We start from the raw sequence: 21,780 nt of genomic DNA on the forward strand, positions 1-21,780 counted from the left end.
CCAAGTGAAACCGGCAAAGGCTACGGAAGTAATCCCCCTCTCTCGGGTGACCCGCATCTTCATCCCATGACCGACTCGCCACCCATGGATCGGACTGAAACGGATCTCGAAAAGCTGGACAAGCAGACCCTTTGGCACCCCTTCACTCAAATGAAGGAGTGGATGGAGTCCCCTCAACTCGTGATCGAGCGGGGCCGGGGAGTCTACTTGTACGACACCCGGGGACGGAAGTATCTGGACGGAGTCTCTTCGCTTTGGGCCAACATCCACGGCCACTCCCACCCACACATCGTGCGGGCCATCCGCCGCCAACTGGATCGCCTGGACCACAGCACCCTGCTGGGACTGACCAACGTTCCCGCGGTGCAACTGGCTCGGAAGCTGGTCGAGCTCACGCCCCCGAACCTGACCCGGGTCTTCTTTTCCGACGACGGGGCCACGGCCGTGGAGATCGCCCTCAAGATGTCTTTCCAGTACTGGAGAAACCAGGGCCGGCAATGGGATTCCAAGAAGAAGTTCGTGGCCTTCTCAAATGCCTACCACGGGGACACCCTGGGATCGGTGAGCGTGGGCGGCGTCCGGCTCTTCCACGAGATTTTTCGCCCCCTGCTGTTCCCCACCATCAAGGTGGCTTACCCCTATTGCCACCGCTACCCCCCGGGAAAACCGCCGCCGCACCGTGAGAGCGATCATCTCAGCGAGGTCGAGCAGGTGCTGCGGAACCGCCATCGCGAGATCTGCGGCCTGGTGGTGGAGCCCATGATTCAGGGGGCGGGCGGAATGGTGCCCATGCCGGAAGGCTTCATGAGAGGGCTGGCCGAACTGACGCGTCGCTTCGGAGTGCACCTGATCCTGGATGAAGTGGCTACCGGATTCGGTAGAACGGGCAGATTCCTGGCCCTGGAACACGAGGGCATCCAGCCGGATTTTGTGGCACTGGCCAAGGGAATCACCGGCGGAACGCTACCGTTGGCAGCCACCTTGACCAGCGAGAACATCTTCGAGTCCTTTCTGGGGGAGTACGAGGAGTTCAAGTCCTTCTTTCACGGACATACCTACACGGGGAATCCGCTGGCCTGCGCGGCGGCCTTGGCCAACCTGGAGGTCTTCAGCAAGGAGAAGACCTTGCAGAAGTTACAGAGAAAGATCGGCTATCTGACCAGGGCACTGCGGCGCATGTGGGAGCTGCCCTGCGTCGGGGACGTCCGGCAACTGGGGTTCATGGTGGGAATCGAGCTGGTCCGGGACCGCGGCAGCAGGAAGCCCTTTCCGGTGGGACACCGCATGGGCCATCGGGTGGTCTTGCAGGCCCGGCAGCGAGGCGTCCTCCTGAGACCCCTCGGCGACACCGTTGTGCTGATGCCCCCGCTTTCGATCACCCGGCCCCAATTGAAAACGCTGGTGGAGGTTACCTACAATAGCATTGAGGCTGCTTGGGAAGAGGAGTGACCCAGGCCGTTCCACCGCGAAAGGACGAGGAAACATGAAATTCCCCTGGGCTGCACGAATGGCGCCCCTGTGCTTGCTGCCGGCTTTGGCCGCCTGCCAGGCGCCGGACGAGCCCGAAAACCCGGAACGCCGCCTACGCAACCTGCGTCAACTGACCTTTGGAGGAGAGAATGCCGAAGCCTACTTCTCCTTCGACAGTAAACGCCTGATATTTCAAGCGACCCGGGACGGTGGCCAGTGCGACCAGATCTTCGTGATGGGCACCGACGGCAGCGGCATCACCCGGGTCAGCAGCGGCAAGGGCCGCACCACCTGCGCCTATTTCCTCAAGGACGGCCAGCAGTTCGTCTACGCCTCGACCCACCTGGGCAGTGAAAATTGCCCGCCTCGACCCGACTTTTCCCGGGGATACGTGTGGGCCGTCTACCCCGACTACGACATATTTCTTTCGGATTTCAACCAGGGCCTGACCCGCTTGACCGACACTCCGGGTTACGACGCCGAAGCCACTGTATCTCCCGACGGGGAAAAGATCGTGTTCACCTCCATGAGGGACGGCGACCTGGATCTTTACTCCATGAACATCGACGGGTCGGGGGTTCAAAGGCTCACCGACACCCTCGGTTACGACGGGGGCGGTTTCTACTCCCCCGACGGCCGGAAGATCGTCTACCGCGCCTCCCACCCCACCGATGAGACCGCCAAGGCCAAGTACACCGGCCTGCTGAGCCGAAACCTGATCGAGCCGAATCAGCTCGACATCTTCGTGATGAATGCCGACGGCAGCGGCCGGGTTCAGGTGACCCGCAACGGCGCCGCCAATTTCTGTCCCTTCTTCCATCCGGACGGACGGCGGATCATCTTTGCCTCCAACCTGGGCGACCCCAGGGGCCGCAACTTCGACCTCTACCTGATCGACATCGATGGGACCAACCTGGAACAGGTCACGTTCGACGAGACTTTTGACGGGTTCCCCATGTTCTCGCCGGATGGAAAACAACTGGTCTTCGCCTCCAACCGCCACGGAAAAGTTCGGGGCGAGACCAACGTCTTCATCGCCGACTGGGTGGAGTAGGCCCGACCGGTAAACGACCCTTGGCTCCTCCCTGCCAACACGATTTCCTCCGCCGATCCTTTTTCGACCGCCCCACCCGAACCGTCGCCCGTGAGTTGCTGGGCTGCCGTCTTGTCCGCGAGTTGGGCGGCACCCCGCTGGTGGGGGCCATTGTCGAAACCGAAGCCTACATCGGCGAGAGGGATCTGGCCTGTCACGCCAAAGCGGGCCGAACCCCGCGAACCGAGATCATGTACGGCCCCCCGGGATTCGCCTATGTCTACTTCACCTACGGCATGCACTGGATGCTGAACCTGGTCACCGAGGCGGACGGGTTTCCGGCGGCGGTGCTCATTCGGGCATTCGAGCCCCTGGAGGGGATTGAGCGCATGCAGGAACTCCGCGGCGGCAAGCCCCTGGCCCAACTTGCCAGCGGTCCGGCCAAGCTGACCCAGGCCCTGGGAATCGCCCGGGAGGAGAACGGGATGGATTGCTGCCAGCCTGGCTCATCTCTCACCCTGGTCCGAGGGGAGGCGGTGCCGCCGTCCTCCGTTGTGGCCACCCCCCGCATCGGACTGGGCCAGACTCCCGAGCCATGGCTGTCCAAGCCATGGCGCTTCCTGATCCGGGGGAACGGGTTCGTTTCGAGGTGATACAGGTTACAATAGGGCTGCCCAACAGCCGCGACCGCGGTTCGAGTCCGTAGACCCACCCTGGTCGACATCCTCCGAGGAATTCCATGCGCATTGGCATCGTGCTGACCCCCATTTCCGATCACCACCTCCGACTGGCAAGCCAGGTGGGGGTCTCCGACGTGGTCATCCGGTACCCGGGACTGGAATTTTCCGATTTGGTCGACCGGAAGGCCAGCATCGAGGCCTTCGGCCTGCGGGTCTCGGTCGTCGAGGGCTACCTGCCCATCGAGGACATCAAGCTCGGGGGGCCCCGGCGCGATGCCGAAATCGAGCAGATCAAGACACTGATCCACATCATGGGGCGAGCCGGCATCGGCCTGCTCTGCTACAACTTCATTGCCGGCGGCGACTGGGCCAGGACTTCGATCGATGAAAAGGGGCGCGGAGGAGCCCTGGTCACCGGCTTCGACCTGAGCGACCTGCCGCAGGCCTCTTCCTCGACGGCGGACCTGCCATCGGCCGACCGCCTCTGGGAGAACCTGGACTTCTTTCTGGAGAGAATCCTGCCCGTGGCCGAGGAGTGCGGGGTCACGCTGGCCATGCATCCGGACGATCCCCCCATTCCCAACTTCCAGGGCTATCCCCGCATCATGAACAGCGTCGATAGTTTCGAACGCCTGATCGGCCTGAGCTCAAGTCCGGCCCACGGCATCTGCTTCTGCCAGGGGACCTTCGCCGAAATGGGAGTGGATATCCCCTCCACCATCCGGCGCCTGGGACCTCACATCAAGTACGTCCATTTCAGGGACATCCGAGGGACAAGCAGCCGGTTCGTGGAGACCTTTCATGACGAGGGGCAGACCGACATGGTGGAAGCCATGCGGGCCTACCGCGACATCCGCTTCGACGGGCCCATGCGACCAGACCACGTTCCCCAACTGTCGGGCGAAGAAGAGGGCGAGGCCGGCTACACCACGCTGGGCCGCCTGTTTGCCGTCGGATACATGCGAGGATTGATGCAGGCCGTGGGTGACGCCCGGTGACCCTGCGGGCAACTGATCAAATTCATCTCCGCCATGATTAAGGTGATCTGCCTGGATCTGGGCAAAGTCATCATTGACTACGATCCAACCATTCCGCTGAACGCGCTCGGCACACGCTCCGCACTGTCATTGCCCGAAATCATGCAGGTCCTTGCCGACAGGGAACCCCTGTTGCTCTTCGACCGCGGCCATTATTCCCGATCCGACTTCTACCGGACCATGTGCGCCCGCCTGCGGCTGGATGTCTCAACCGAGGAGTTCGAACAGCTCTGGACTTCCCTGTTCCTGCCCGAGCCGCTGCTTCCGGAGTCCTTTCTGCTCAGCCTGAAGCGCCACTACCGGCTCCTGATGCTCTCCAACGTCAACGAAGTCCACTTCGAGTTCATTTGGAATAACTATCCCCTGGTCCGCCACATAGAGGATCGTCTCCTGTCCTATGAGCTCGGCTGTCTGAAACCGGAGCCCGCCATCTATCGGATCGCCATCGATCGAGCCGGAGTCCCCCCCGAGGAGATCTTCTTTGCCGACGACCGTCCGGAGAACGTCGAGGCCGCCCGTCAGGCCGGGATTGTGGCCACCTGCTTCCAGTCCGAGCAGCAACTCAGGATGGCTCTGCGCCAGGCCGGTGTGGTCGTCGAATGATGATGCCGTCCGGCTGAGCAGGCCCAGCCGTTTCTACTGGTTACTTGCGATTTCTGATCCTGACAGACATCCACGCCAACCTGGAGGCGCTCGAGGCGGTCCTGGAGAGGGCCCGGGGGCGGTTTGACCAGGTGATTTGCTGCGGCGACCTGGTGGGCTACGGCCCCGATCCCAACGAGGTGATCGAGGCGGTGCGGCAACTGGATCCGGCGTTGATGGTTCGAGGCAATCACGACAAGGCCGCGGTGGGATTGACCGATCTCTCCTTGTTCAACCCCCTGGCCAGAAGCGCGGCCCTCTGGACCCAGGCTCAACTATCGGAAGAGAATCGGCGCTATTTGCAGGCGATGACCCGCGGACCGGTAAAGGGAGACGGATTCACGGTGGCTCACGGGTCCTTGCTGGACGAGGATCAGTACCTGTTGAATCTCGAGGACGCCCTGCAGAGCCTGAGCCTGGCGGCCCACCGGTTGACCTTCTTCGGGCACACCCACGTTCAGGGTGGATTCGCCTGGTTCAAGGAACGCCGGGCGGGGCCGTTGGATCCCGGACTTCGAAAGGGAGCTGCTGAGAGCCGGCTGGTGCTCGATTCGGAGAACCGGTACCTGATCAACCCCGGGTCGGTGGGTCAGCCCAGGGACGATGACCGGCGGGCGGCCTTTGCGGTCTATGATCAGGCGAAGGCGCTGGTTTCCTACCTGAGGGTGGAGTATCCGGTCGGGCGCACCCAGAAAAAGATGAGAGAGGCCGGTCTGCCGTCCTACCTGGCCGACCGCCTGAGACAGGGCTGGTAGTCCGTAGGCCTGCGGCGGTTGAGCCAACAGTCTACTGGAGGCCGATCCCGCTGACCTGCACCTCCGGAACCACGTAGTTCCAGTCCCGGGGCAGGTTTTCGAAGGCCACCTGAAACTCGGCAACCTGTTGCGGTGCGACCCCGCGCTTTCCCCGATACTCCAGGGCGGTGCGCGCTTCCCTCAAGACCACCTGGTCGAGGGTATCCTTGAAGAGGAAGGTCAACTCCACTCTCCGAACGGTCCCCTCCCCATCATTGGTCAGCGATCCCTCCACGTAAAAGATCTCGTCCCCCAGGAAGTTTTCCCCCTTGGCCAGCCCCAGACCGGAGAGGGTCACCTGGTCCCTGTAGGCCTCCTCCCGAGCCGTCCTTTCCGGGTCGGCGGACGGACCGCTCGAGTCCCCGCAACCCACCGCGGCCCCTAACAACAGCAGGGCTGAAATCACCAGGAATTGACGGCTGGCTGGCATGGCCGCAAAGTAGCACAGCGGTTGGGGGGTGTCAAACCGCGCCGAGGGCCTTGTCGGTAGCCTGTGAAGTGACCGGTGCAAGTAGCACGTGAATTGTCCGCCTCGGGAGAAGTGGCGTAGGACAAGCGTTTTGCTCAACCGGGAAGGGGAATGGCCGGCGACTGGCCAGGCTCATGGCCGACCTGCCGCCCTATGGGCCGGCAAGGAACCGCTATAATAGGGCGAATTGCCTCTTAATCGCCGAGCGGGAGCGAAGGCAAAGCCGCGTTCATTTGCCACGGCACGGTGCCCACGGAAGATTTCACGGGCAGGAACGATGAAAGCGACACTCACCGGATTGCACGGCTTGATGCTGGATCTGGACGGCACCGTCTATCAGGACAACCGCCTGATTCCCGGCGCCGCCCAAGCCATCGCCGACCTCAGGGAGCGCGGCTACCGGCTCCGCTTCGTGACCAATACCACCAACAAGCGGCGGGAAACCATCCGGGACAAGCTCCATGCCCTGGGCATCGAGTCGGATGCCTCGGAGATATTCACGGCTCCGGTGGCAGCCAGCCTGATGCTGCGGCGCCATCCGCAGGCCCGCTGCTGGGTGGTCACCCGGGGCGACTCCATCCAGGAGTTCCAGGGCCTGAGACTGGACGAGGACCGACCCGACGTCGTGGTCCTGGGCGATCTGATGGAAGGGTTTACCTTCGAGCTGCTCAACCGCGTCTTCCGCAAGCTGATGGATGGCGCCGAGCTGATCGCCATGCAGAAGAACCGTTACTGGCTGACCCGGGGCAAGCTGACGCTGGACATGGGACCCTTCGTAGCCGCCCTGGAGTTTGCCACCGGCCGCAACGCCCGGGTGATCGGCAAACCCTCGCGGGAATTCTTCCGCCTGGCGCTCTCCCACCTCGGACTGCCCCCTCATCAGGCGGCCATGGTGGGGGACGACTGGGAATCCGACATTGGCGGCGCACAGACGGTGGGCCTGCGCACCATCCTTGTCCGAACCGGCAAGTATCAGGCCGAAGACGAGAACAATCTCGATCCGCAACCGGACGGCGTCATCGAGAGCCTGGCTGAACTGTCGGAGATCCTTGCGTGAGACCCTAGGCCCCAAGTGTCGTTGGTCCCGCGGTGTTGCCTGCCGGATACCGGATGAACTCATGCGTGAAACCCTGCTGAGCTATCTGCCCGAGTTTCTGGACCGCGGCGAGGACACGGCGCTGATGGGCCGTTCCGGGCTGCGGACCGACTACTGGTCCTACCGCAGGCTGGCCCAGACTGCCTTCCAGGTGGCCCGGGAGTTGGGGGCCAGGGGCCTTGTCAAGGGAGACCGGCTGGTATTGTGGGAAGACAACTCGCCCGCATGGGTGGCCACCTTCATGGGGTGCCTGATGCGGGGGGTTGTCGTGGTTCCCCTGGATGTTCAGAGTTCCCCCGAGTTCGTGGCCGGCATCGAGCGCCAGACCCGGCCCAGGCTGGTTCTGGGAGGAAGCCCCGGCGCCTCGCTCGAAGGCCTGCAGTCACCGGGGGATTCAGTCGCAGGGTTCTGCCTTAGTGCCGCTGCGCAGCCAGCCACGCCGGATTGGAGTTACGCCGGCAAGGTCACTGGCGATCATCTGGCCCAGATCGTGTTTACCTCGGGGACCACGGCGGCGCCCAAGGGGATCCGCCTTACCCACCGGAACCTGCTGTCCAATCTGACTCCCCTCGAAACCGAGATCCGGAAATATGCCAAGTGGGCGGCTCCGGTTCATCCCATCCGCTTCCTGAGCCTGCTGCCCCTCAGCCACGTATTCGGCCAGATGATGGGCATTTTCGTGCCGCCTCTGCTTGGTGGCCAGGCCCTCTTTCTCAATACCCTCAACCCCTCGGAGATTATCTCGGCCATTCGGCGGGAACGGATCTCGATGCTGGCCACCGTTCCCCGCATCCTGGAGCTGCTGAGGGACAAGATCGAGCGGGACGAGGCCGCCCGCAATCGCCGTCCTCCTCTGGCCGAGTTGTTCGAACGCAGCGCCGGACAGCACTGGCTGCGTCGCTGGTGGACCTTTCGCCACGTCCGCCGCCGCTTCGGCTGGAAGTTCTGGGCCTTCCTTTCGGGAGGGGCGACGCTCGACTCCGGCACCGAAGATTTCTGGAAGAGGATGGGCTATGCCGTCATTCAGGGCTACGGAATGACCGAAACGGCGGCCATCATCAGCCTGGCCCACCCCCTTCGACCCGGCCGGGGCTCGATCGGCAAACCCATGCCCGGCCAGGAGATCAAGCTGGACGAACGAGGCGAAATCCTGGTGCGGGGCCGCAACATCTCACCCGGCTATTGGGGGGCGGAGGAGGCTCCCCTGACCGACGAGGACGGTTGGCTGAGAACCGGGGACCTGGGCGAACGGGATGTCAGGGGCAACCTCTATTTTCGAGGCAGGCGCAAGGAAGTCATCGTCACCTCGGCAGGCTTGAACGTCTACCCCGGGGATATCGAAGCTGTTCTCAATCAGCAGCCCGAGATCGGCAGCAGCGCCGTGGTTGGAGTGGAGGGGGTGCAGGGTCCCGAACCGGTGGCCGTGCTGATCATGAGAAGCCCGGAGGTGGACCCTTCAGCGGCGGTGCAACGGGCCAATCAGGGCCTCAGCTCCTACCAGCAGGTCCGTCACTGGGTGGTGTGGCCCGAGCGCGATTTTCCGCGGACGGCCACTCAGAAAGTTCGCAAGCGGGACCTGGTCCGGTTTGCGAGCCGCCAGGGAAGAGACGTGCCGGGCCATGGTGGCGACGACCAGGATAGCCTGCTGGGTGAGATCCTGACGCTCATTGAGGGCATTACCGGTACCTCGCCGCAGCGGCGGGACCGCCAAGCCAACCTGACCTCCGATCTCAAGCTGGATTCCCTGGCCCGAGTCGCGCTCGTCACCCAATTGGAAGATCGCCTTCGGATGGATCTGGACGAATCCAAAGTCAGCGAGGCTCTGACGCTGGGTGACCTGGAAAGGCTGATCGGGCGTCCGGAGGGTCTGTCCGAGGACGCCCGAACCGAGGCGGCTCCGCCAGGTCCTGAGACCGCAGGCGACTCGCAGGCTCCATCGGAAGCACGCCCAGACCCGGATCCCGCACGGCCGGACCGGGAAAATTCCGGCCGATCCTGGCGGCCTTATCCCTACCCCTACTGGTCCTTGAGGCGGCCCGCTACCTGGATCCGATATATTTTCCAGCACTGTCTTATCTGGCCGCTCACCCATTTGCTCTGCTGGACCCGGGTGAGTGGACGAAGACACTGGCACGGACTTCGGGAACCGGTGCTGGTGATTGCCAACCATGTGACCTTTTTCGATCCGGCGCTCATCCTGGCCCGTCTGCCCCGGCGCCACCGGAACCGGCTGGCCATCGCCATGATCGGCGAAAGGCTGCGGGACTTTCGATACCCTCCGCCGGGGCGCGGGCTTGCCCGCTTCACCGACTACCTGGCCTACGGCGCCACGGCCGGCGGGTTCAACGCCTTTTCACTGCCCAGGCAAACCGGGTTCCGCCGCAGCTTCGATTACGCCGGGGAGGCCATGGATCGCGGCTACAGCGTCCTGGTCTTTCCGGAGGGAGCGCGCACCAAGGATGGCGAAATGCAGCCCTTCCAGTTCGGAATAGGACTGCTGGCGGCCGGTCTTGGCGCTCCGGTCGTCCCCGCCAGGATCGAAGGATTGTATGAGCTGAAGCAGAGGAGGTTCGCAGGGATTCACTGGCCCTTCACCCGGCCCGGTCAGGTTTCCGTCACCTTCGGTCCACCGCTGCGGCCCTCGCCTTCGGATTCTCCCCAGGATCTGACCCGGGAGTTGGAGAAACGAGTCAGAGGGTTGAGTCGTCGCAAGGCCTCAAAAAGGGGTTGAGGGATATCCATAGGGCCGATGCCGGGGTGACCTTCAGGGCAAGAGGCCGCGGCGATTGAGGCAGCCCCGCGGAGGCTACAATTTGCCGGCAATGGCCTCGGCCATCTGAAAGGTGGTGCTGGCGCCTCCCATGTCGTAGGTCCGAACCCGTCCTTCCCGGATGACCTCTGCCACCGCCTCCTCCAGCCGTTGGCTCTTGCGGTCCTCGGACAGGTAGTCCAGCATCATTTTGGCCGCCAGTATGGTGGCGATGGGATTGACCTTGGACTGTCCCACGTACTTGGGAGCCGAGCCGTGGGTCGGCTCGAAGACGGCCAGCCGGTCCCCGATGTTGCCGGAGCAGGCAAATCCCAGTCCTCCCACCATCTGGGCGCACAGGTCGGAGACGATATCCCCGAACAGGTTGGGCGCGACCAGGACGTCGTAGTTGAGAGGGTTCTTGAGCAGCCACATGGCCATGGCGTCCACGTTGGCGTGGTCCCAGGGGATGTCGGGGTATTCCGCCGCGATTCTCCGGGCCGCCTCCAGAAAGAGCCCGTCGGTGGCCCGCACCACGTTGGCCTTGTGCACCACCGTCACCCGCTTGCGCCCATGGTCTCGGGCAAACTGGAATGCGGCACGGATGATGCGCTCCGAGCCATTGCGGGAATTGATCTTGCAGGAAATGGCGAACTGGTCCGAAGCCAGCCCCTTGAAGGGAACAAAGGCGGGCGAGATCTCGTCCAGCAGACGGGAGAGGCTCTGGGGAACCGGGTGAAATTCCACCCCGGCATAGAGGTCCTCGGTATTCTCACGGAAGATGACCAGATCGATCCCCTCTCGGGTGTTGATGGGGTTTCCGGCAAAAGCACGACAGGGCCGCAAGCAGACGTAAAGATCGAAGAGCTGCCGCATGCGAACGATGGGAGAGCGATAGACCAGCCCTTGGTCCCGAAGTTCCGGCGCCAGCTCCTGCCCGGCTTCTCGGGCCGGCTTGGAGGTAATGGCCCCGAACAGGGCTGCATCCACCTGTTTCAGCAGTTCCATGGTGCGGGCGGGGAGTGGGTCGCCTTCCTGACACCAGAAATCCCAGCCAATGTCGCCCGGGAGATACTCCGCATCCAGCTCCAGCCGATCCAGCACGATTCTGGCGGCCCGCAGGACCTCCCCGCCCACGCCGTCTCCCGGCAGCCAGGCAATCCTGTATTTGGCCATGCAGCTTCCTCCTTGAGCAGGACGATCCGTTCAGGGGCAGAAGAAACGCCCACCCTAATATACTATTATAATAGTAGATACCCTTTGGATGCTTGGGCGCAAAGACGGTTCCATAAAACAATATACTATAATAATAGTATTAAAGTCTCCCCGGTACGCTGCTCGACCCGCGGCCGGGCCACACCATCCTACTATAAATATAGTTTATATGGTCTTCTCCCGGCCCGCAGTTCTCCGGCTTCAGTCCAGAAACCGTTCAACACCCACCTTGTCCAGGGGAATGCGGGGCTTGCGGCCCAGGACCAGGTCCACCAGCACTTTCGCGGTGGCCGGCGCCTGCATGATGCCGGAGCTGGAATGGCCGGCGGCCCATAGGAATCCGGCGCTAGCTCGGGGGTCCGGACCGATAACGGGCAAGGCGTCGGGACTGGCCGGTCTCAGTCCGGTCCAGATATCCAGCATGGCCCGGTCCATGAGCCCCGGAAGAACCGTGCTGACCACCCCTGCCAGATAGTCCAGACCCTCCGGCGTGATTTGCCTGCGGAACCCGATCTCCTCATGAGTGGCGCCCACGACCACCCGACCGTCCGGCCTGGGGGTGATGTAGCCGTAGCGGCCCCAGCGGTGGAGCGTATGACGCAGGCCGGGCGCGGGCCCCTCCAGCGACATGATCTGTCCATGATCTGGAGTGATTGGAGCTGCAAGTCTCGAATCCAACATGCCCGCCCAGGCGCCGGCGGCATTGATCACCCAGCCGGCTCCCAGCCGCTCATGGCCGGAACGCACCCCCGTCACCCTGGCCCCATCCCGGGTCAGCGCCGTCACCGGCCAGCCCGGCCGCATCTCTACGCCCTTCAGCCCTGCCGCCCTGGCGATGGTGGCCGTGTAGTTGCGGGCGTCCAGGAACCGGCCCTCGGGGTGCAGGATCGCCGCCTCCAGGTTCTCCGGGAGCGCCGGTTCCCGGCGCCGTGCCTCCACCGAGGTCAGAACCTCCACCGAGACACCGGCCGCGGCCTCCCGCTTGGCGTCGGCCGCCGCCTCGGCGGCTTCCCCCGGGCTTAGCGCCAGTGTCATGCTCCCCCGGCCGCCGTAGCCCATCCTGCGGCCCGTTTCATCGAACAGCGCCGTGTCGAGGTGGTCGTATAGCTGCCGGGAGAGGAGCGTCGCCTGACGGAACCAGGGGTCCCCCTGTAGATGACTGGAGGGACCGATGATGCCGGCCGACGCCCAGGAGGCTTCCCGAGCTACCGGCCCCTTGTCCACCAGAGCCACCTGGAGGCCTTCCGACCTCAAGTAGTAGGCGGCGCTGCACCCGATGGCGCCCCCACCGATGATCACCACGTCCGGCTGTCTGCCCACGGGTTCGGACCCTTTCCCGGTCGGGATCGAGCCGGTAGAAACCGGCTTCTCCCCCGGCGATTCTCTGTTAGAATGGCTGTCCTTTGCGGCCCAAGACAGACTTTCAGGGACATCGGAGTAGGGACGGAGCAGCCTCGCCCGCCGCCGCCAGGCTGGCGTTCCCGAGGATTCCGACAACTCCGACTTGAATGCGTTCCGTCAGCCGGCCCACGGCGCCTCGGCCCGCGGCCGCTCCGACAAACAGAGTGAGTCAAGCACGAAAGCCGATTTCAATGCAAGCCGGCGAACTCATAAATTCAACCAGGAGGATGCATGCCTGACCAGAAAGATTCCAATCCCAACGTTTCTCGCCGGCGCTTCATGCGAACCAGCGTCCTGGCCGGCACGGCCCTGGGTCTCAACGCCGCGGTCGCAGGTTCCACCGCGGGGTCCGCACCAGCCACTCCCCTGAAAAAGGCCAGGAGACCCGGGAAGTCCTTCACGGGGAAACGGCCGGAAGACTATCGGGTGGTGCTGCAGGACATCGGCGACCCCCTGCTGCGCATGCCCTGGCCGCCCAGCCCGGAGGGCCTGGTGGAAGGCTCCATCGGGGCGCTCAAGGACTCGGCCGTCAACATGTACGCTTTCGGCATCAACCACGCCGGCGGCACCACCCACTGCTCCAAGCTCTACCCCATCATCGGTGAAGAGCAGCCCGTGCTGAAGAGCGGCAACACGCTGCGGATGATGCAAGCCGTCCAGCGGCTTTGCGAGGCGGGACACGACCCGTTGACCCTCATGTGCGACGGCGGGCACGAGGCCGGCCTGGACGTGTTCCTGCGCCTTCGCATGAACGATCACCACGATCGCTGGGGCGACCGGATCGGCCTGGACAAGCCCTCCCGGCTCCCCAAGGACCATCCGGCCGAGCCCTATTTCTATACACCCAAGTGGAAGCGGGAGCACCCCGAGTGGTTGATCGGCGATCGCCACGCCTCCCATCCCGACACCAGCTTCGAGTACATGCAGTCCAGCGCCGGCAACTACGCCATCGGCCCCTACCGGGACCTCATCTTCAACCTGGCCGCCGAGACCCTCACCCAATATGATCTGGACGGATTCGAGCTGGACTTCTTCCGGTCCCCCTTTCTCTTTCCCATCTATGAAGCCTACGTGCAGCGCCACGTGATGACCGAGCTGATCCGCCGGATACGCCGGGTTGCCGATGAGCAGGCGGCCAAGCGAGGCCGGCCCATCTTCCTTTCCGCCCGCGTCCCGGCCACCGTCGACCTCTGCCTGCGCATCGGGATCGATCTACCGGTCTGGTTCCAGGAGGGGTTGCTGGACATGGTGGTGGTCAGCAATGGACTTTCTCCCTTCAGCACCCCCTGGTCGGAGTTGTCCCAGTTGGGCGCCAAGCACGGCATTCCCGCTCTGGCCTGCTTCACCCACGCCCGGCCCACTCGGGAAGGCCGGGAATCGCTGCGGGCGGCCACCCACCGGGCCTTCTCCTCCGGAATCACCGGGATTCAGTTCTGGAACTACTTCTACCGCATGCCCCACTATCACCGGCCCGGGGAAAACCCGCTCGACCTGAGCTTCACCCACGACCTGGTCGATCGCGACCTGGTGAAAAACGGTCCCAAGAAATACCTGCTGGACGGCAGCCCTCACACCGGGAGCATATTGACCGGGACTTTCGGCCACGCCGAGTGGCCGGGCCAAACCCCCATGATGATCGGGCTATCCACCGACGGCATCGGCCACACGGTCGCCTTCGACATCGCCGACGACCTCAGCCGGTCCAAGCCCAAGGGATCTCCGCGGGCCTGGGTGCGAATCGTGGATCTCGGTCCCGAGGACCGATTGGAATTCGCCTGGAACGGGAAGCCCATTCAACCCGATCCCAAGGCCTTTGCCGGAATCACCCTGAAGGACAGCCACGAGTTCGAGTTCGAGCTGGATCCCGCCGAGGTCCGTCCCGGCGAGAACCACCTGGAGATCAAGCTGCTGGAGCGGCACGCCCGGCTGGAACCCTACGTCACCCTGGTGGACGGGCGTTTGAGCATCCCGGAATTGAAGGGCGCCTGACGAAGGACACTCGCCCATGGAGAGCCGCCACCGTCAACTCCTGCTGGCTCTGCTGCTGCTCGGACTGGCAGCCTTCTGCCATCGCAAGGAAGCGCCGCCCGGCCCCAATCCGGCCGGCGCCCCCGCCGCCCTCCAGGACCTCTACGCCATCTTCAGCGATGAGATCAGACCCGAGGCGGTCGGCAACGTCTACCAGGGGGTGGGCAATCGCTTCCAGCTCGAGGGAAAGCTCTACGCTGCCGTCCTGAAGGCCCTCAACGCCTACGACATCCTCCAGGAGACCACCCGCCTGCCCGAAGCCGACCGGGAACGGCTGTTGCCCAAAAGCCACCTGGAAGCCAGGGAAGCCTTTGCCGCTCTGGAAGAATCCCTGGGCTGGCCGCGCATTCGGGTCGATGTGGGCGCGCAGGCCTTCGAGCTCGAGAGTCTTCCCCAGCTCGATCTTCACCGGGAAATCCCGCAACCGCTTCTGCTCACGCTTCACAACTCCACCTCCGAGACCAGAATGCTTTCGCTCCTCGGTTCCGGTCTGAGGCTGGAGGGAGACACCCTGGAGGTGGCTCCCTCGACCACCCGGCATCTGCTGGCCCAAATCGATGCCCCCGAGACCGGTGAGGGCGCGGCCTGCCTTTCAGTGACGTCGGAGGGAAGGACCGCGACCTGGCGCCTCCCTTTCCGGGTGGCGGAATCGGGTCTGCTGGAGGGACGGCTGGTGGAGTCGGAGGGCGGCGCCCCCACCATCGGCCGCATTCGAGTGACCGACGAGGAAGGGCGTTTCCGAGCACCGCTCGAGGCGGACTACGGCCTGGTTCTGCGGCCGCGGAGGGACCCTGCCCGCTGGAGCTACGCCTCCGGAAAATTTCGCCTGCGGGCTCCGGCCGGCAAGATCCGGATTTCCATCCGGCGAGGCATGGAATATCTGCCCATCGACGAGGAACTCGAGCTGGAGGCCGGTCAGACGCTGCGGCGCACCTTTGGGCTCAAGCGCTGGGCCCACATGGAGCGCGAGGGTTGGCATTCCGGAGACACCCACATCCACATGCTGGATCCGCCCAGCGCGCTGTTCGAGATGCAGGCGGAGAACCTGCGGGTCGGCCATGTTCTCGTCCTGGAACACATGGGGAAGATCTACTCCGCGGAGCACTTCCGGGGTGAGCTGGACCCGATATCCGATTCCCGGCACCTGGTCTACTACAACCAGGAGTACCGCAACCAGACCCTGGGCCACGTCAGCCTCCTCAGCCTCAAGAAGCTGGTGGAGCCCATCTCCACCGGCGGACTGGCCGTTCCCGAGACCACCGTCTACCGCTATTCCTACCTGAGACCCTCCCGCAAGGGGTTCCCCCGTAGCGGCCAGGACGGCTGGCCCGACGCCCTGGTGCTGGACGCCATGCGGGAAACCCACCGGCAGGGAGGGTTGGTCAACTGGGCCCACCTACGTCCTGCCCAACTCGAGTTTCCCATCGACATGGTTTTCGGCGAGATCGACACCGCCGACATCCTCACCCACACCCGGCTGCCGCAAACCCTGAAGCTCTGGTACGCCCTGTTGAATTGCGGTTTTCGCTTGCCCGCCACCGCCGGAACCGACCGCATCGGGCCCGAGGAGCCGGTGGGGCATCAGAGGGTCTACGTCAAGCTGGACGGCCCCCTCACCTACCCCGGATGGATGGAAGGACTGCGCCAGGGCCGCTCCTTCGTGACAAACGGACCCATGGTCAGTCTTTCGGTGGACGGCCGGGGCCCCGGGGACACATTGACGCTCAGCAAGCCCAAGATCCTTCGCATCCAAGCCCGGGCGCGCTCCCTGAGGCCCTTCGAACGGCTGGAGATCGTGGTCAACGGGAAGGTGGCGGCCAGCGTCCCGGCACAAGACCAGGGGCGCCGCGCGGAGCTCAGTCTCGAGTATCCGGCCGACCAAGGCCTGTGGATCGCGGCTCGCTGCATGGGGGGATCCCCCGAGGAAACCTCCATCTGGACCCATCCCCTGTTCGCCCACGCCAATCCGGTCTATATCGATTATCCCGGAAGAGAACTGGCCGAGGCCGAAAGCGGATGCTATCTGCTCGACTTCCTCAAGCCGCTGGAGAAGTGGGCCCGCGAGGAGGCCTACTTCGAGAATCGGCATCGGAAGGACGAGGCTCTGGCCACCATCCGGAAGGGCATGGACTTCTACCGCCGCCTGTGCAACGGGGGGAGCAAGAATTGACCGGGCGGCCACCCGCGAGCCTTGCCCCTGGCCGCAACTATTCGAGGAATCCAATGACTCCCTCAGCCAAACTCAGCCTGATCCCGCTGCTCTGCCTCACCCTTGCCGCCTGCACCCCGTCCTCGGACGACCGGATGCCGGCAGGAAGCAATGGTGCGGAGGAGTGGAAACGGGACCAGCGCAGCTTCGTCTACCTCTCGGAGAGGCGCGCCCGCTACGCCGGGATCACCCGCAACGCCGAGGGCCGGCTGCTGATCCTGTACACTCACCAGACGGCTCAACAGGAGCGGGAGGGTTCGGGAGAACTCCACCTGGTGCGCCGCACACGGGACGGGGACTGGTGGTTTTATCCGGAGACGGTCTTCCAGAGTCAGCAAGGCGAACCCCGGGCCATGGGCACCCTCACCACCCTGGAGTCCGGCCGCATCATCGCCCCCTTCACCGAGCTGAACGACGGCGCTGGCGGCAGCCGGCTGCGGCTGCTGGCTTCAGAGGACCACGGTGAGACCTGGACCACCAGTGCGCCCCTGGGGACCCAGCCCCTCATCTGGGCCACACCCTATGGAAGGCCCTTCGAGGCGGGCGGGCGGCTGTTGATGCCTGTCCACGGGGCCGTAAGCCGGGAGGACCTGGCGGCCACTCGACTGCAGTCGGGACTGCTGCAGTCCACCGATAGCGGCAAGAGCTGGGGGGATTGGATCCCGATCGCGGCTCCGGGCCCGGAGGCGGATCTCAGCTACGAGTTTCCGGCGGTGCTTCCCCTGCAGGACGGGGCCTGGCTGGCGGTCCTAACCGAAAGGCAATTGAAGAAGCGTCCCGGGCTACCCCTGGATATTCCGCAGACGCTGGTGCGGTCCTACAGCAACGACCAGGGCAAGACATGGACCCGACCGGAGCCCCTGTGCGTCGGCTCCTGGGCCAGCCTGACCCCCATGGGCGACGGCACGGTGGCCTGCTCCTTCGCCCTCTGGTCGGCCTGGGGCAGCATGGAAGTCATGTTCAGCGACGACGGCTTTCGAACCATCCGCCACCGGATCCCCTTCGTGGAACACAACTGGCTGCCCGGATACGGACCCAGCGGTTGGGGCGGAGGCTGGGCCCGGGACCCCATCCCCCTGCCACCAGTGGTCCCCAACCTGGAAGGGAACTGGAAGGCCGGCCACTACGGGTTTTCTTCCGGCCTAGCGCTGGACGAGGACCGCCTGATGCTGGTGCTGGGACAGCGGCAAAAGGGCAGCGGCTACACGGATCCGCCCCACGAAGTGAACCTTCCCATCGAGACGGAGCGGATCGAGACCATTGTCATGAATCGGGAGCGGGAGCCCTCGGCCCCGGCCGCCGAACCGTTACGGGCCCACGGCCAGCCGGACGGTCAATGGTATCTGGCCGAGAGATGGCCCGAGGAGGAGTGGCGCCAAAAGGTCGGGCAGCCGCCCAACGACGTGACCCTGGTGCTCAAGTCGGGGCGCTGGATACGCCTCAGCGCCCAATACACCGTTCCTTACCAGCACGGACCCGGCAGGATCATGGCGCGGGAGCGCGGCTACTGGGTCTGGAAGTCGATCGACGGACTCCACTACCGGACGCATCTGCAGGGCTCCTATTCCGACGATCAGGGAAAGACCTGGAAGCAGGCCAGGATTGAGGACCCGGTGCCGCTGACTGCTGCCGTGCACCTGGGAGGCGTGACCTTTGAAGAGCCGGACGGTACCCTGGTGGCTCCCGTCTACGGCTACCTGAACCAGGGAGACATGTCGGTCTCCCTCTACATCTCCGCCCTGGTGAGATCCCACGACGGAGGCGCGTCCTGGGGCGACTGGAGCACCATCGCCTACGACCGCAAGAACCGCTACACCGCCTACAGCGAGACCCAGGTGATGGCCCTTTCCGACGACACCTGGGTGGCCTTTCTCCGCAGCGAAAACCGCAGCTACGTCCCGGTGATGAGGGCCTTCATCTCCCGGACCCTCAGCACCGACCGGGGAAGAACCTGGGGCCCGCCCCAACCCACGGCCGCGGCCGGGGTGACGGCCGGACTGCGGCTGCCCGACGGAGGCATCGCCCTTTCGGCACAGAACACCTGCGGCTGGGGACTGGCCGTCACCTACAACTACGGCCACACCTGGAACTACGTGCTGCCGGCCACCTACTTCTCGGCCCGGGCCGGAGTGATCGACGACAAGTCCTTCTGGCTCCACGACGCCAACGGGGGGATCGTGTCGATCTATCGCCGGCCCTGAGCCTGTCTTTCTCACCACCTGCGCGGCTTAGCCTGTCAGGCAGCCGGCGGGTAATTGACCGTGAGCCAGATGCCGCGGATTTTCAGCCCGTCCTGGCGCCTGCCGCCCTTGTCCACCCAGACCTCGAGCCGATTGATTCCCTGACGGACCATTGCCGCTTGAACCGGGCCGCCAAGGCGTTCGAGGCCTTCCGGAACATCCCCACCGGCGGGCTCACCGGCTTTCAAGGCTACCTCTCCCCCATTGAGCCGTCCGGCGATGCGTTCACCCCGGGCCATGCCTTCGACCTCCAGATCCAGGCGGACCGAGCCGGGCCTACCCGAGGCTCCGGCGGCTTCCAGGTCGTCGCCCACCGGCAGTTCCACGGCAGCGGACGGCCCCGGATTGCCCCGGCTCAGCTCCAGGGGAAGCTGCCCCGGGTGGCTGGCGATGGCGTAGGGTCCGATATGCTGGATGTAGTCCACTCCGAAGCGCTTGTCCCGAAACTGCAGGCTCGAGGCCGACTGAATGTCCTCCAGCAGCCCGTAGGCCTCGCGAACCGGTCGGCCGTAGGCCAGCATGGGCACCTGGCGGTAATGGTAGTTCCAGAGGTAGATCCCGTCGGCTCCGGCCGAGAAGATATTGGCAGCCGCACCCCGCATGGTCTCATCCGAACCAAACACCTGCAGGCCGCAGTTGATGCAGGGGTAGACGGGAACGTCGTGGCTGTGTCCCAGCTTCACCAACTCCTGCGCCGGGTTGGTAAAGACCGTGTATCCCCCGCCGATCAGCATCCGGTCCACCCAACCCTGCTTGAGCCAGGTCTCCACATCCAGGCCGATGCGATTGCAGGTCTCCAAGGTTCCCGGAACCCTCACGCCCAGAAGCAGGGGCCTTTGACGGGATTCCGAAACCTTCCTCACAATCCGGTGAGCCCCCTGGATCAGCTCGTTCATGAGAGGCGCTCCCGCTTCTACCTCCCCGGGCTTGAAGTACCAGGGCATGCGAAAGAAGTTCAGGTCGATCCCGTCCAGGTCGTAGTTCTCGGCGCTGTGGCGGACCCACCAGAGCCGATCCTCCCGAACTTCCGGTATGGCGAAATTCAGGCCGGACCACGTGGCCGCCTCCAGGGTGGTGAAGGGACTCCCTTTCTGGCTCCGCTCGCCCAGCAGCCACTCCGGATGGGACACCTTCAGGGGATAGACCAGCTTCCCCTCGGGCATCCCGAAAGCATCGTGGGTGTCGTTCATGCGGATCGACCCGAAGACCTCCAGGCCCTGGCGGTGGATGCCCTCGACCATGATGGGCGTCGGATCGTGGATGGCCTCATTGAGCGGCCGATCCTGCTGCTGGGTCTCCCAGTAACGGGTCTGACCCGGACCCTGGGCGATGCCCCACATGATGCACCAGGCGATGCTGTCCACCGGGGTTCCGAGGATAGGTTTGACGCGCAGGTCCGCAAAGGCCTCGGCTCCCTTGGCCGCCTCGGGGTCGTAGACCAGGTCCCCGTCGTCATCCAGGATCAGCCTCCGACGACGCTCCACCGCCTTGCGCCGCGCCTGGTCGAGCCCTTCCCGCTTCCCCGAGCAGCCCGGCAGTCCGGCCAGCCAGGAGCTCCCCACCAGGGCCCCCGCCGTCCCCAGAAAACGCCGCCGGCTCAAAGCCGTCGGCTTTGGCCCTCTCAAAATTCCATCATTGCTTTCCATGTATCCTCCGGAATCCAGCATGTATCGCATCAAAACGCAACTCGGCTATCCGTCAACTCGGGGCTGAATGGAGATCAGGGAGAACAATTGATCTGACTGCCCGGAGTGGATTGTTTGCTTTATGGCCCAGTTCATGGCATAAGTAAATAAGAAAATCGTCAAATACGAAAAAGGTATTGTGATATGCAAAAAAACAAGAACACCTCATCCCGGAAAGGCGGATTGGATCTTGTGAGGGTCCGGCGGGCCGGGCAGATTACGCTGTCCCGCAAGCTGCGCGAAGTCATGAATCTGGGAGAGGGCGACTACTTGGAACCCCGGTTCACGGAAGGCGGAGTCTTGCTGCGGCCAGTGAGTGTTCGCTCTCGGGAACCATCGGCGGCTCAGGAAGCGGAGATTTTGGATGTAGTGAACCAGGAACGCCGGAAGTATGCCAAAGAGCGCCGTCATTGATACCTCTGTTTTGGTGAGTGCCTTTCTGTTTCGGGAGAGTGTGCCTGGACGGGTCATTGAACTTGCCGAGCAGAACGTCTACACCCTTTATCTTTCCCCGATATTGATTGAAGAAGTAACGCGGTCACTTCACCATCCGCGCCTGAAAGAAGCCTACGGGTATTCGGATGCAGATGTGCGAGTCTGGTGTCACACCTTGAAGACAATCGGAACGGTGTGGAAAAAGGCATTGCCGGAAATTGGTTCTGTGTGTCGTGACCCTGATGATGACCATGTGATCGCGTGCGCGCACGGCGTGGGCGCGTCCTGGATCGTAACAGGCGATCATGACTTGCTTGAACTTGAGGAGTATAAGGGAGTGCGAATCGTGTCTGCCCGAACCTTCTTGGAAGAAATGGCAGTTCTGTAGTCATTGTCTGAAATCCTGTTTCAGTCTCGTAAGATCCGACCCGGGGTAGGGTGAGGGGGCCGGGTCGCGGGCAAACGGGAGTTTTCCAAAGGGCTTCCGTCGGCTATCAGAGAAGTCGCCCGCCGGATATCCTCCACCGCATCATCGGGGCGACACCCCCGGGAGCGCGGGCGTCCCGCCCGCATGCACTCCCGTTGCGTGCCGCTCAG

At 63.9% G+C, this 21,780-nt stretch carries 17 protein-coding genes; 13 read left to right on the plus strand and 4 right to left on the minus strand.

Annotated elements, in window-relative coordinates; translation table 11 throughout:
- Window positions 1-84: 84 nt before the first annotated feature.
- From bioA to OXI69_04835, 6 genes are all read left to right on the plus strand, one after another.
- Window positions 85-1,449, plus strand: a complete 1,365-nt coding sequence (bioA, locus tag OXI69_04810) for an adenosylmethionine--8-amino-7-oxononanoate transaminase (protein MDE2665448.1) — start codon at window positions 85-87, stop codon at window positions 1,447-1,449.
- A 34-nt stretch (window positions 1,450-1,483) separates the two neighbouring features.
- On the plus strand, window positions 1,484-2,524 hold the full coding sequence (locus OXI69_04815; protein MDE2665449.1) for a hypothetical protein: 1,041 nt from the start codon (window positions 1,484-1,486) through the stop codon (window positions 2,522-2,524).
- Window positions 2,525-2,544: 20 nt separating this feature from the next.
- Window positions 2,545-3,156 (plus strand): DNA-3-methyladenine glycosylase, encoded by a 612-nt coding sequence (locus OXI69_04820; protein MDE2665450.1) that lies wholly within the window; start codon window positions 2,545-2,547, stop codon window positions 3,154-3,156.
- A gap of 86 nt (window positions 3,157-3,242) precedes the next feature.
- On the plus strand, window positions 3,243-4,181 hold the full coding sequence (locus OXI69_04825; protein ID MDE2665451.1) for a mannonate dehydratase: 939 nt from the start codon (window positions 3,243-3,245) through the stop codon (window positions 4,179-4,181).
- Window positions 4,182-4,214: 33 nt separating this feature from the next.
- Complete coding sequence (locus tag OXI69_04830; GenBank protein MDE2665452.1) at window positions 4,215-4,823, plus strand: HAD family phosphatase; 609 nt, start codon at window positions 4,215-4,217, stop codon at window positions 4,821-4,823.
- Window positions 4,824-4,867: 44 nt separating this feature from the next.
- The gene (locus OXI69_04835) at window positions 4,868-5,617 is read left to right on the plus strand and encodes a metallophosphoesterase family protein (protein MDE2665453.1); all 750 of its coding nucleotides are present in this window, start codon (window positions 4,868-4,870) and stop codon (window positions 5,615-5,617) included.
- A 31-nt stretch (window positions 5,618-5,648) separates the two neighbouring features.
- Here OXI69_04835 and OXI69_04840 read toward each other — a convergent pair whose 3' ends face one another.
- Window positions 5,649-6,086, minus strand: a complete 438-nt coding sequence (locus tag OXI69_04840) for a hypothetical protein (protein ID MDE2665454.1) — start codon at window positions 6,084-6,086, stop codon at window positions 5,649-5,651.
- Between the two features lie 316 nt (window positions 6,087-6,402).
- Between OXI69_04840 and OXI69_04845 the strand changes: the two genes are divergently transcribed.
- Together OXI69_04845 and OXI69_04850 are read left to right on the plus strand one after the other, a co-directional pair.
- Window positions 6,403-7,182 carry a TIGR01458 family HAD-type hydrolase gene (locus OXI69_04845; protein MDE2665455.1) on the plus strand — a complete coding sequence of 260 codons (780 nt, stop codon included), beginning with the start codon at window positions 6,403-6,405 and terminating at the stop codon, window positions 7,180-7,182.
- A gap of 61 nt (window positions 7,183-7,243) precedes the next feature.
- The gene (locus tag OXI69_04850) at window positions 7,244-9,952 is read left to right on the plus strand and encodes an AMP-binding protein (protein ID MDE2665456.1); all 2,709 of its coding nucleotides are present in this window, start codon (window positions 7,244-7,246) and stop codon (window positions 9,950-9,952) included.
- A gap of 75 nt (window positions 9,953-10,027) precedes the next feature.
- On the opposite strand, the gene OXI69_04855 is transcribed toward OXI69_04850, so the two are convergent.
- Both OXI69_04855 and OXI69_04860 read right to left on the minus strand, forming a co-directional pair.
- Window positions 10,028-11,146: an isocitrate/isopropylmalate dehydrogenase family protein gene (locus OXI69_04855; protein MDE2665457.1), complete on the minus strand. Its 1,119-nt coding sequence runs from the start codon at window positions 11,144-11,146 to the stop codon at window positions 10,028-10,030.
- 240 nt (window positions 11,147-11,386) lie between these two features.
- Window positions 11,387-12,505: an FAD-dependent oxidoreductase gene (locus tag OXI69_04860; protein ID MDE2665458.1), complete on the minus strand. Its 1,119-nt coding sequence runs from the start codon at window positions 12,503-12,505 to the stop codon at window positions 11,387-11,389.
- A 312-nt stretch (window positions 12,506-12,817) separates the two neighbouring features.
- Between OXI69_04860 and OXI69_04865 the strand changes: the two genes are divergently transcribed.
- From OXI69_04865 to OXI69_04875, 3 genes are read left to right on the plus strand one after another with little or no spacing between them, the layout of a single operon-like run.
- On the plus strand, window positions 12,818-14,575 hold the full coding sequence (locus OXI69_04865; GenBank protein MDE2665459.1) for a hypothetical protein: 1,758 nt from the start codon (window positions 12,818-12,820) through the stop codon (window positions 14,573-14,575).
- A 16-nt stretch (window positions 14,576-14,591) separates the two neighbouring features.
- A complete protein-coding gene (locus tag OXI69_04870; protein ID MDE2665460.1) occupies window positions 14,592-16,784 on the plus strand; it encodes a CehA/McbA family metallohydrolase in 2,193 nt (730 codons plus the stop codon).
- A 53-nt stretch (window positions 16,785-16,837) separates the two neighbouring features.
- A complete protein-coding gene (locus tag OXI69_04875) occupies window positions 16,838-19,024 on the plus strand; it encodes an exo-alpha-sialidase (protein ID MDE2665461.1) in 2,187 nt (728 codons plus the stop codon).
- A gap of 35 nt (window positions 19,025-19,059) precedes the next feature.
- On the opposite strand, the gene OXI69_04880 is transcribed toward OXI69_04875, so the two are convergent.
- On the minus strand, window positions 19,060-20,709 hold the full coding sequence (locus OXI69_04880) for a hypothetical protein (GenBank protein MDE2665462.1): 1,650 nt from the start codon (window positions 20,707-20,709) through the stop codon (window positions 19,060-19,062).
- Window positions 20,710-20,931: 222 nt separating this feature from the next.
- Here OXI69_04880 and OXI69_04885 point away from each other — a divergent pair, with 222 nt between their 5' ends.
- Both OXI69_04885 and OXI69_04890 read left to right on the plus strand, forming a co-directional pair.
- Window positions 20,932-21,162 carry an AbrB/MazE/SpoVT family DNA-binding domain-containing protein gene (locus OXI69_04885; GenBank protein MDE2665463.1) on the plus strand — a complete coding sequence of 77 codons (231 nt, stop codon included), beginning with the start codon at window positions 20,932-20,934 and terminating at the stop codon, window positions 21,160-21,162.
- The gene (locus tag OXI69_04890; GenBank protein ID MDE2665464.1) at window positions 21,140-21,571 is read left to right on the plus strand and encodes a putative toxin-antitoxin system toxin component, PIN family; all 432 of its coding nucleotides are present in this window, start codon (window positions 21,140-21,142) and stop codon (window positions 21,569-21,571) included. Before OXI69_04885 ends, OXI69_04890 begins: the two co-directional genes overlap by 23 nt.
- Window positions 21,572-21,780: the final 209 nt, after the last annotated feature.

Source organism: Acidobacteriota bacterium (assembly GCA_028875575.1).
In the GTDB taxonomy this organism is placed as follows: domain Bacteria; phylum Acidobacteriota; class Terriglobia; order Versatilivoradales; family Versatilivoraceae; genus Versatilivorator.

What these genes read in the sequence shown, in the direction of transcription:
- OXI69_04850 (MDE2665456.1), top strand. Translation starts at nt 7,244, where the DNA reads ATGCGTGAAACCCTGCTGAGCTATCTGCCCGAGTTTCTGGACCGCGGC.
- bioA (MDE2665448.1), top strand. Translation starts at nt 85, where the DNA reads ATGGATCGGACTGAAACGGATCTCGAAAAGCTGGACAAGCAGACCCTT.
- OXI69_04815 (MDE2665449.1), top strand. Translation starts at nt 1,484, where the DNA reads ATGAAATTCCCCTGGGCTGCACGAATGGCGCCCCTGTGCTTGCTGCCG.
- OXI69_04875 (MDE2665461.1), top strand. Translation starts at nt 16,838, where the DNA reads ATGACTCCCTCAGCCAAACTCAGCCTGATCCCGCTGCTCTGCCTCACC.
- OXI69_04855 (MDE2665457.1), bottom strand. Translation starts at nt 11,146, where the DNA reads ATGGCCAAATACAGGATTGCCTGGCTGCCGGGAGACGGCGTGGGCGGG.
- OXI69_04845 (MDE2665455.1), top strand. Translation starts at nt 6,403, where the DNA reads ATGAAAGCGACACTCACCGGATTGCACGGCTTGATGCTGGATCTGGAC.
- OXI69_04890 (MDE2665464.1), top strand. Translation starts at nt 21,140, where the DNA reads ATGCCAAAGAGCGCCGTCATTGATACCTCTGTTTTGGTGAGTGCCTTT.
- OXI69_04880 (MDE2665462.1), bottom strand. Translation starts at nt 20,709, where the DNA reads ATGGAAAGCAATGATGGAATTTTGAGAGGGCCAAAGCCGACGGCTTTG.
- OXI69_04825 (MDE2665451.1), top strand. Translation starts at nt 3,243, where the DNA reads ATGCGCATTGGCATCGTGCTGACCCCCATTTCCGATCACCACCTCCGA.
- OXI69_04840 (MDE2665454.1), bottom strand. Translation starts at nt 6,086, where the DNA reads ATGCCAGCCAGCCGTCAATTCCTGGTGATTTCAGCCCTGCTGTTGTTA.
- OXI69_04865 (MDE2665459.1), top strand. Translation starts at nt 12,818, where the DNA reads ATGCCTGACCAGAAAGATTCCAATCCCAACGTTTCTCGCCGGCGCTTC.
- OXI69_04830 (MDE2665452.1), top strand. Translation starts at nt 4,215, where the DNA reads ATGATTAAGGTGATCTGCCTGGATCTGGGCAAAGTCATCATTGACTAC.
- OXI69_04870 (MDE2665460.1), top strand. Translation starts at nt 14,592, where the DNA reads ATGGAGAGCCGCCACCGTCAACTCCTGCTGGCTCTGCTGCTGCTCGGA.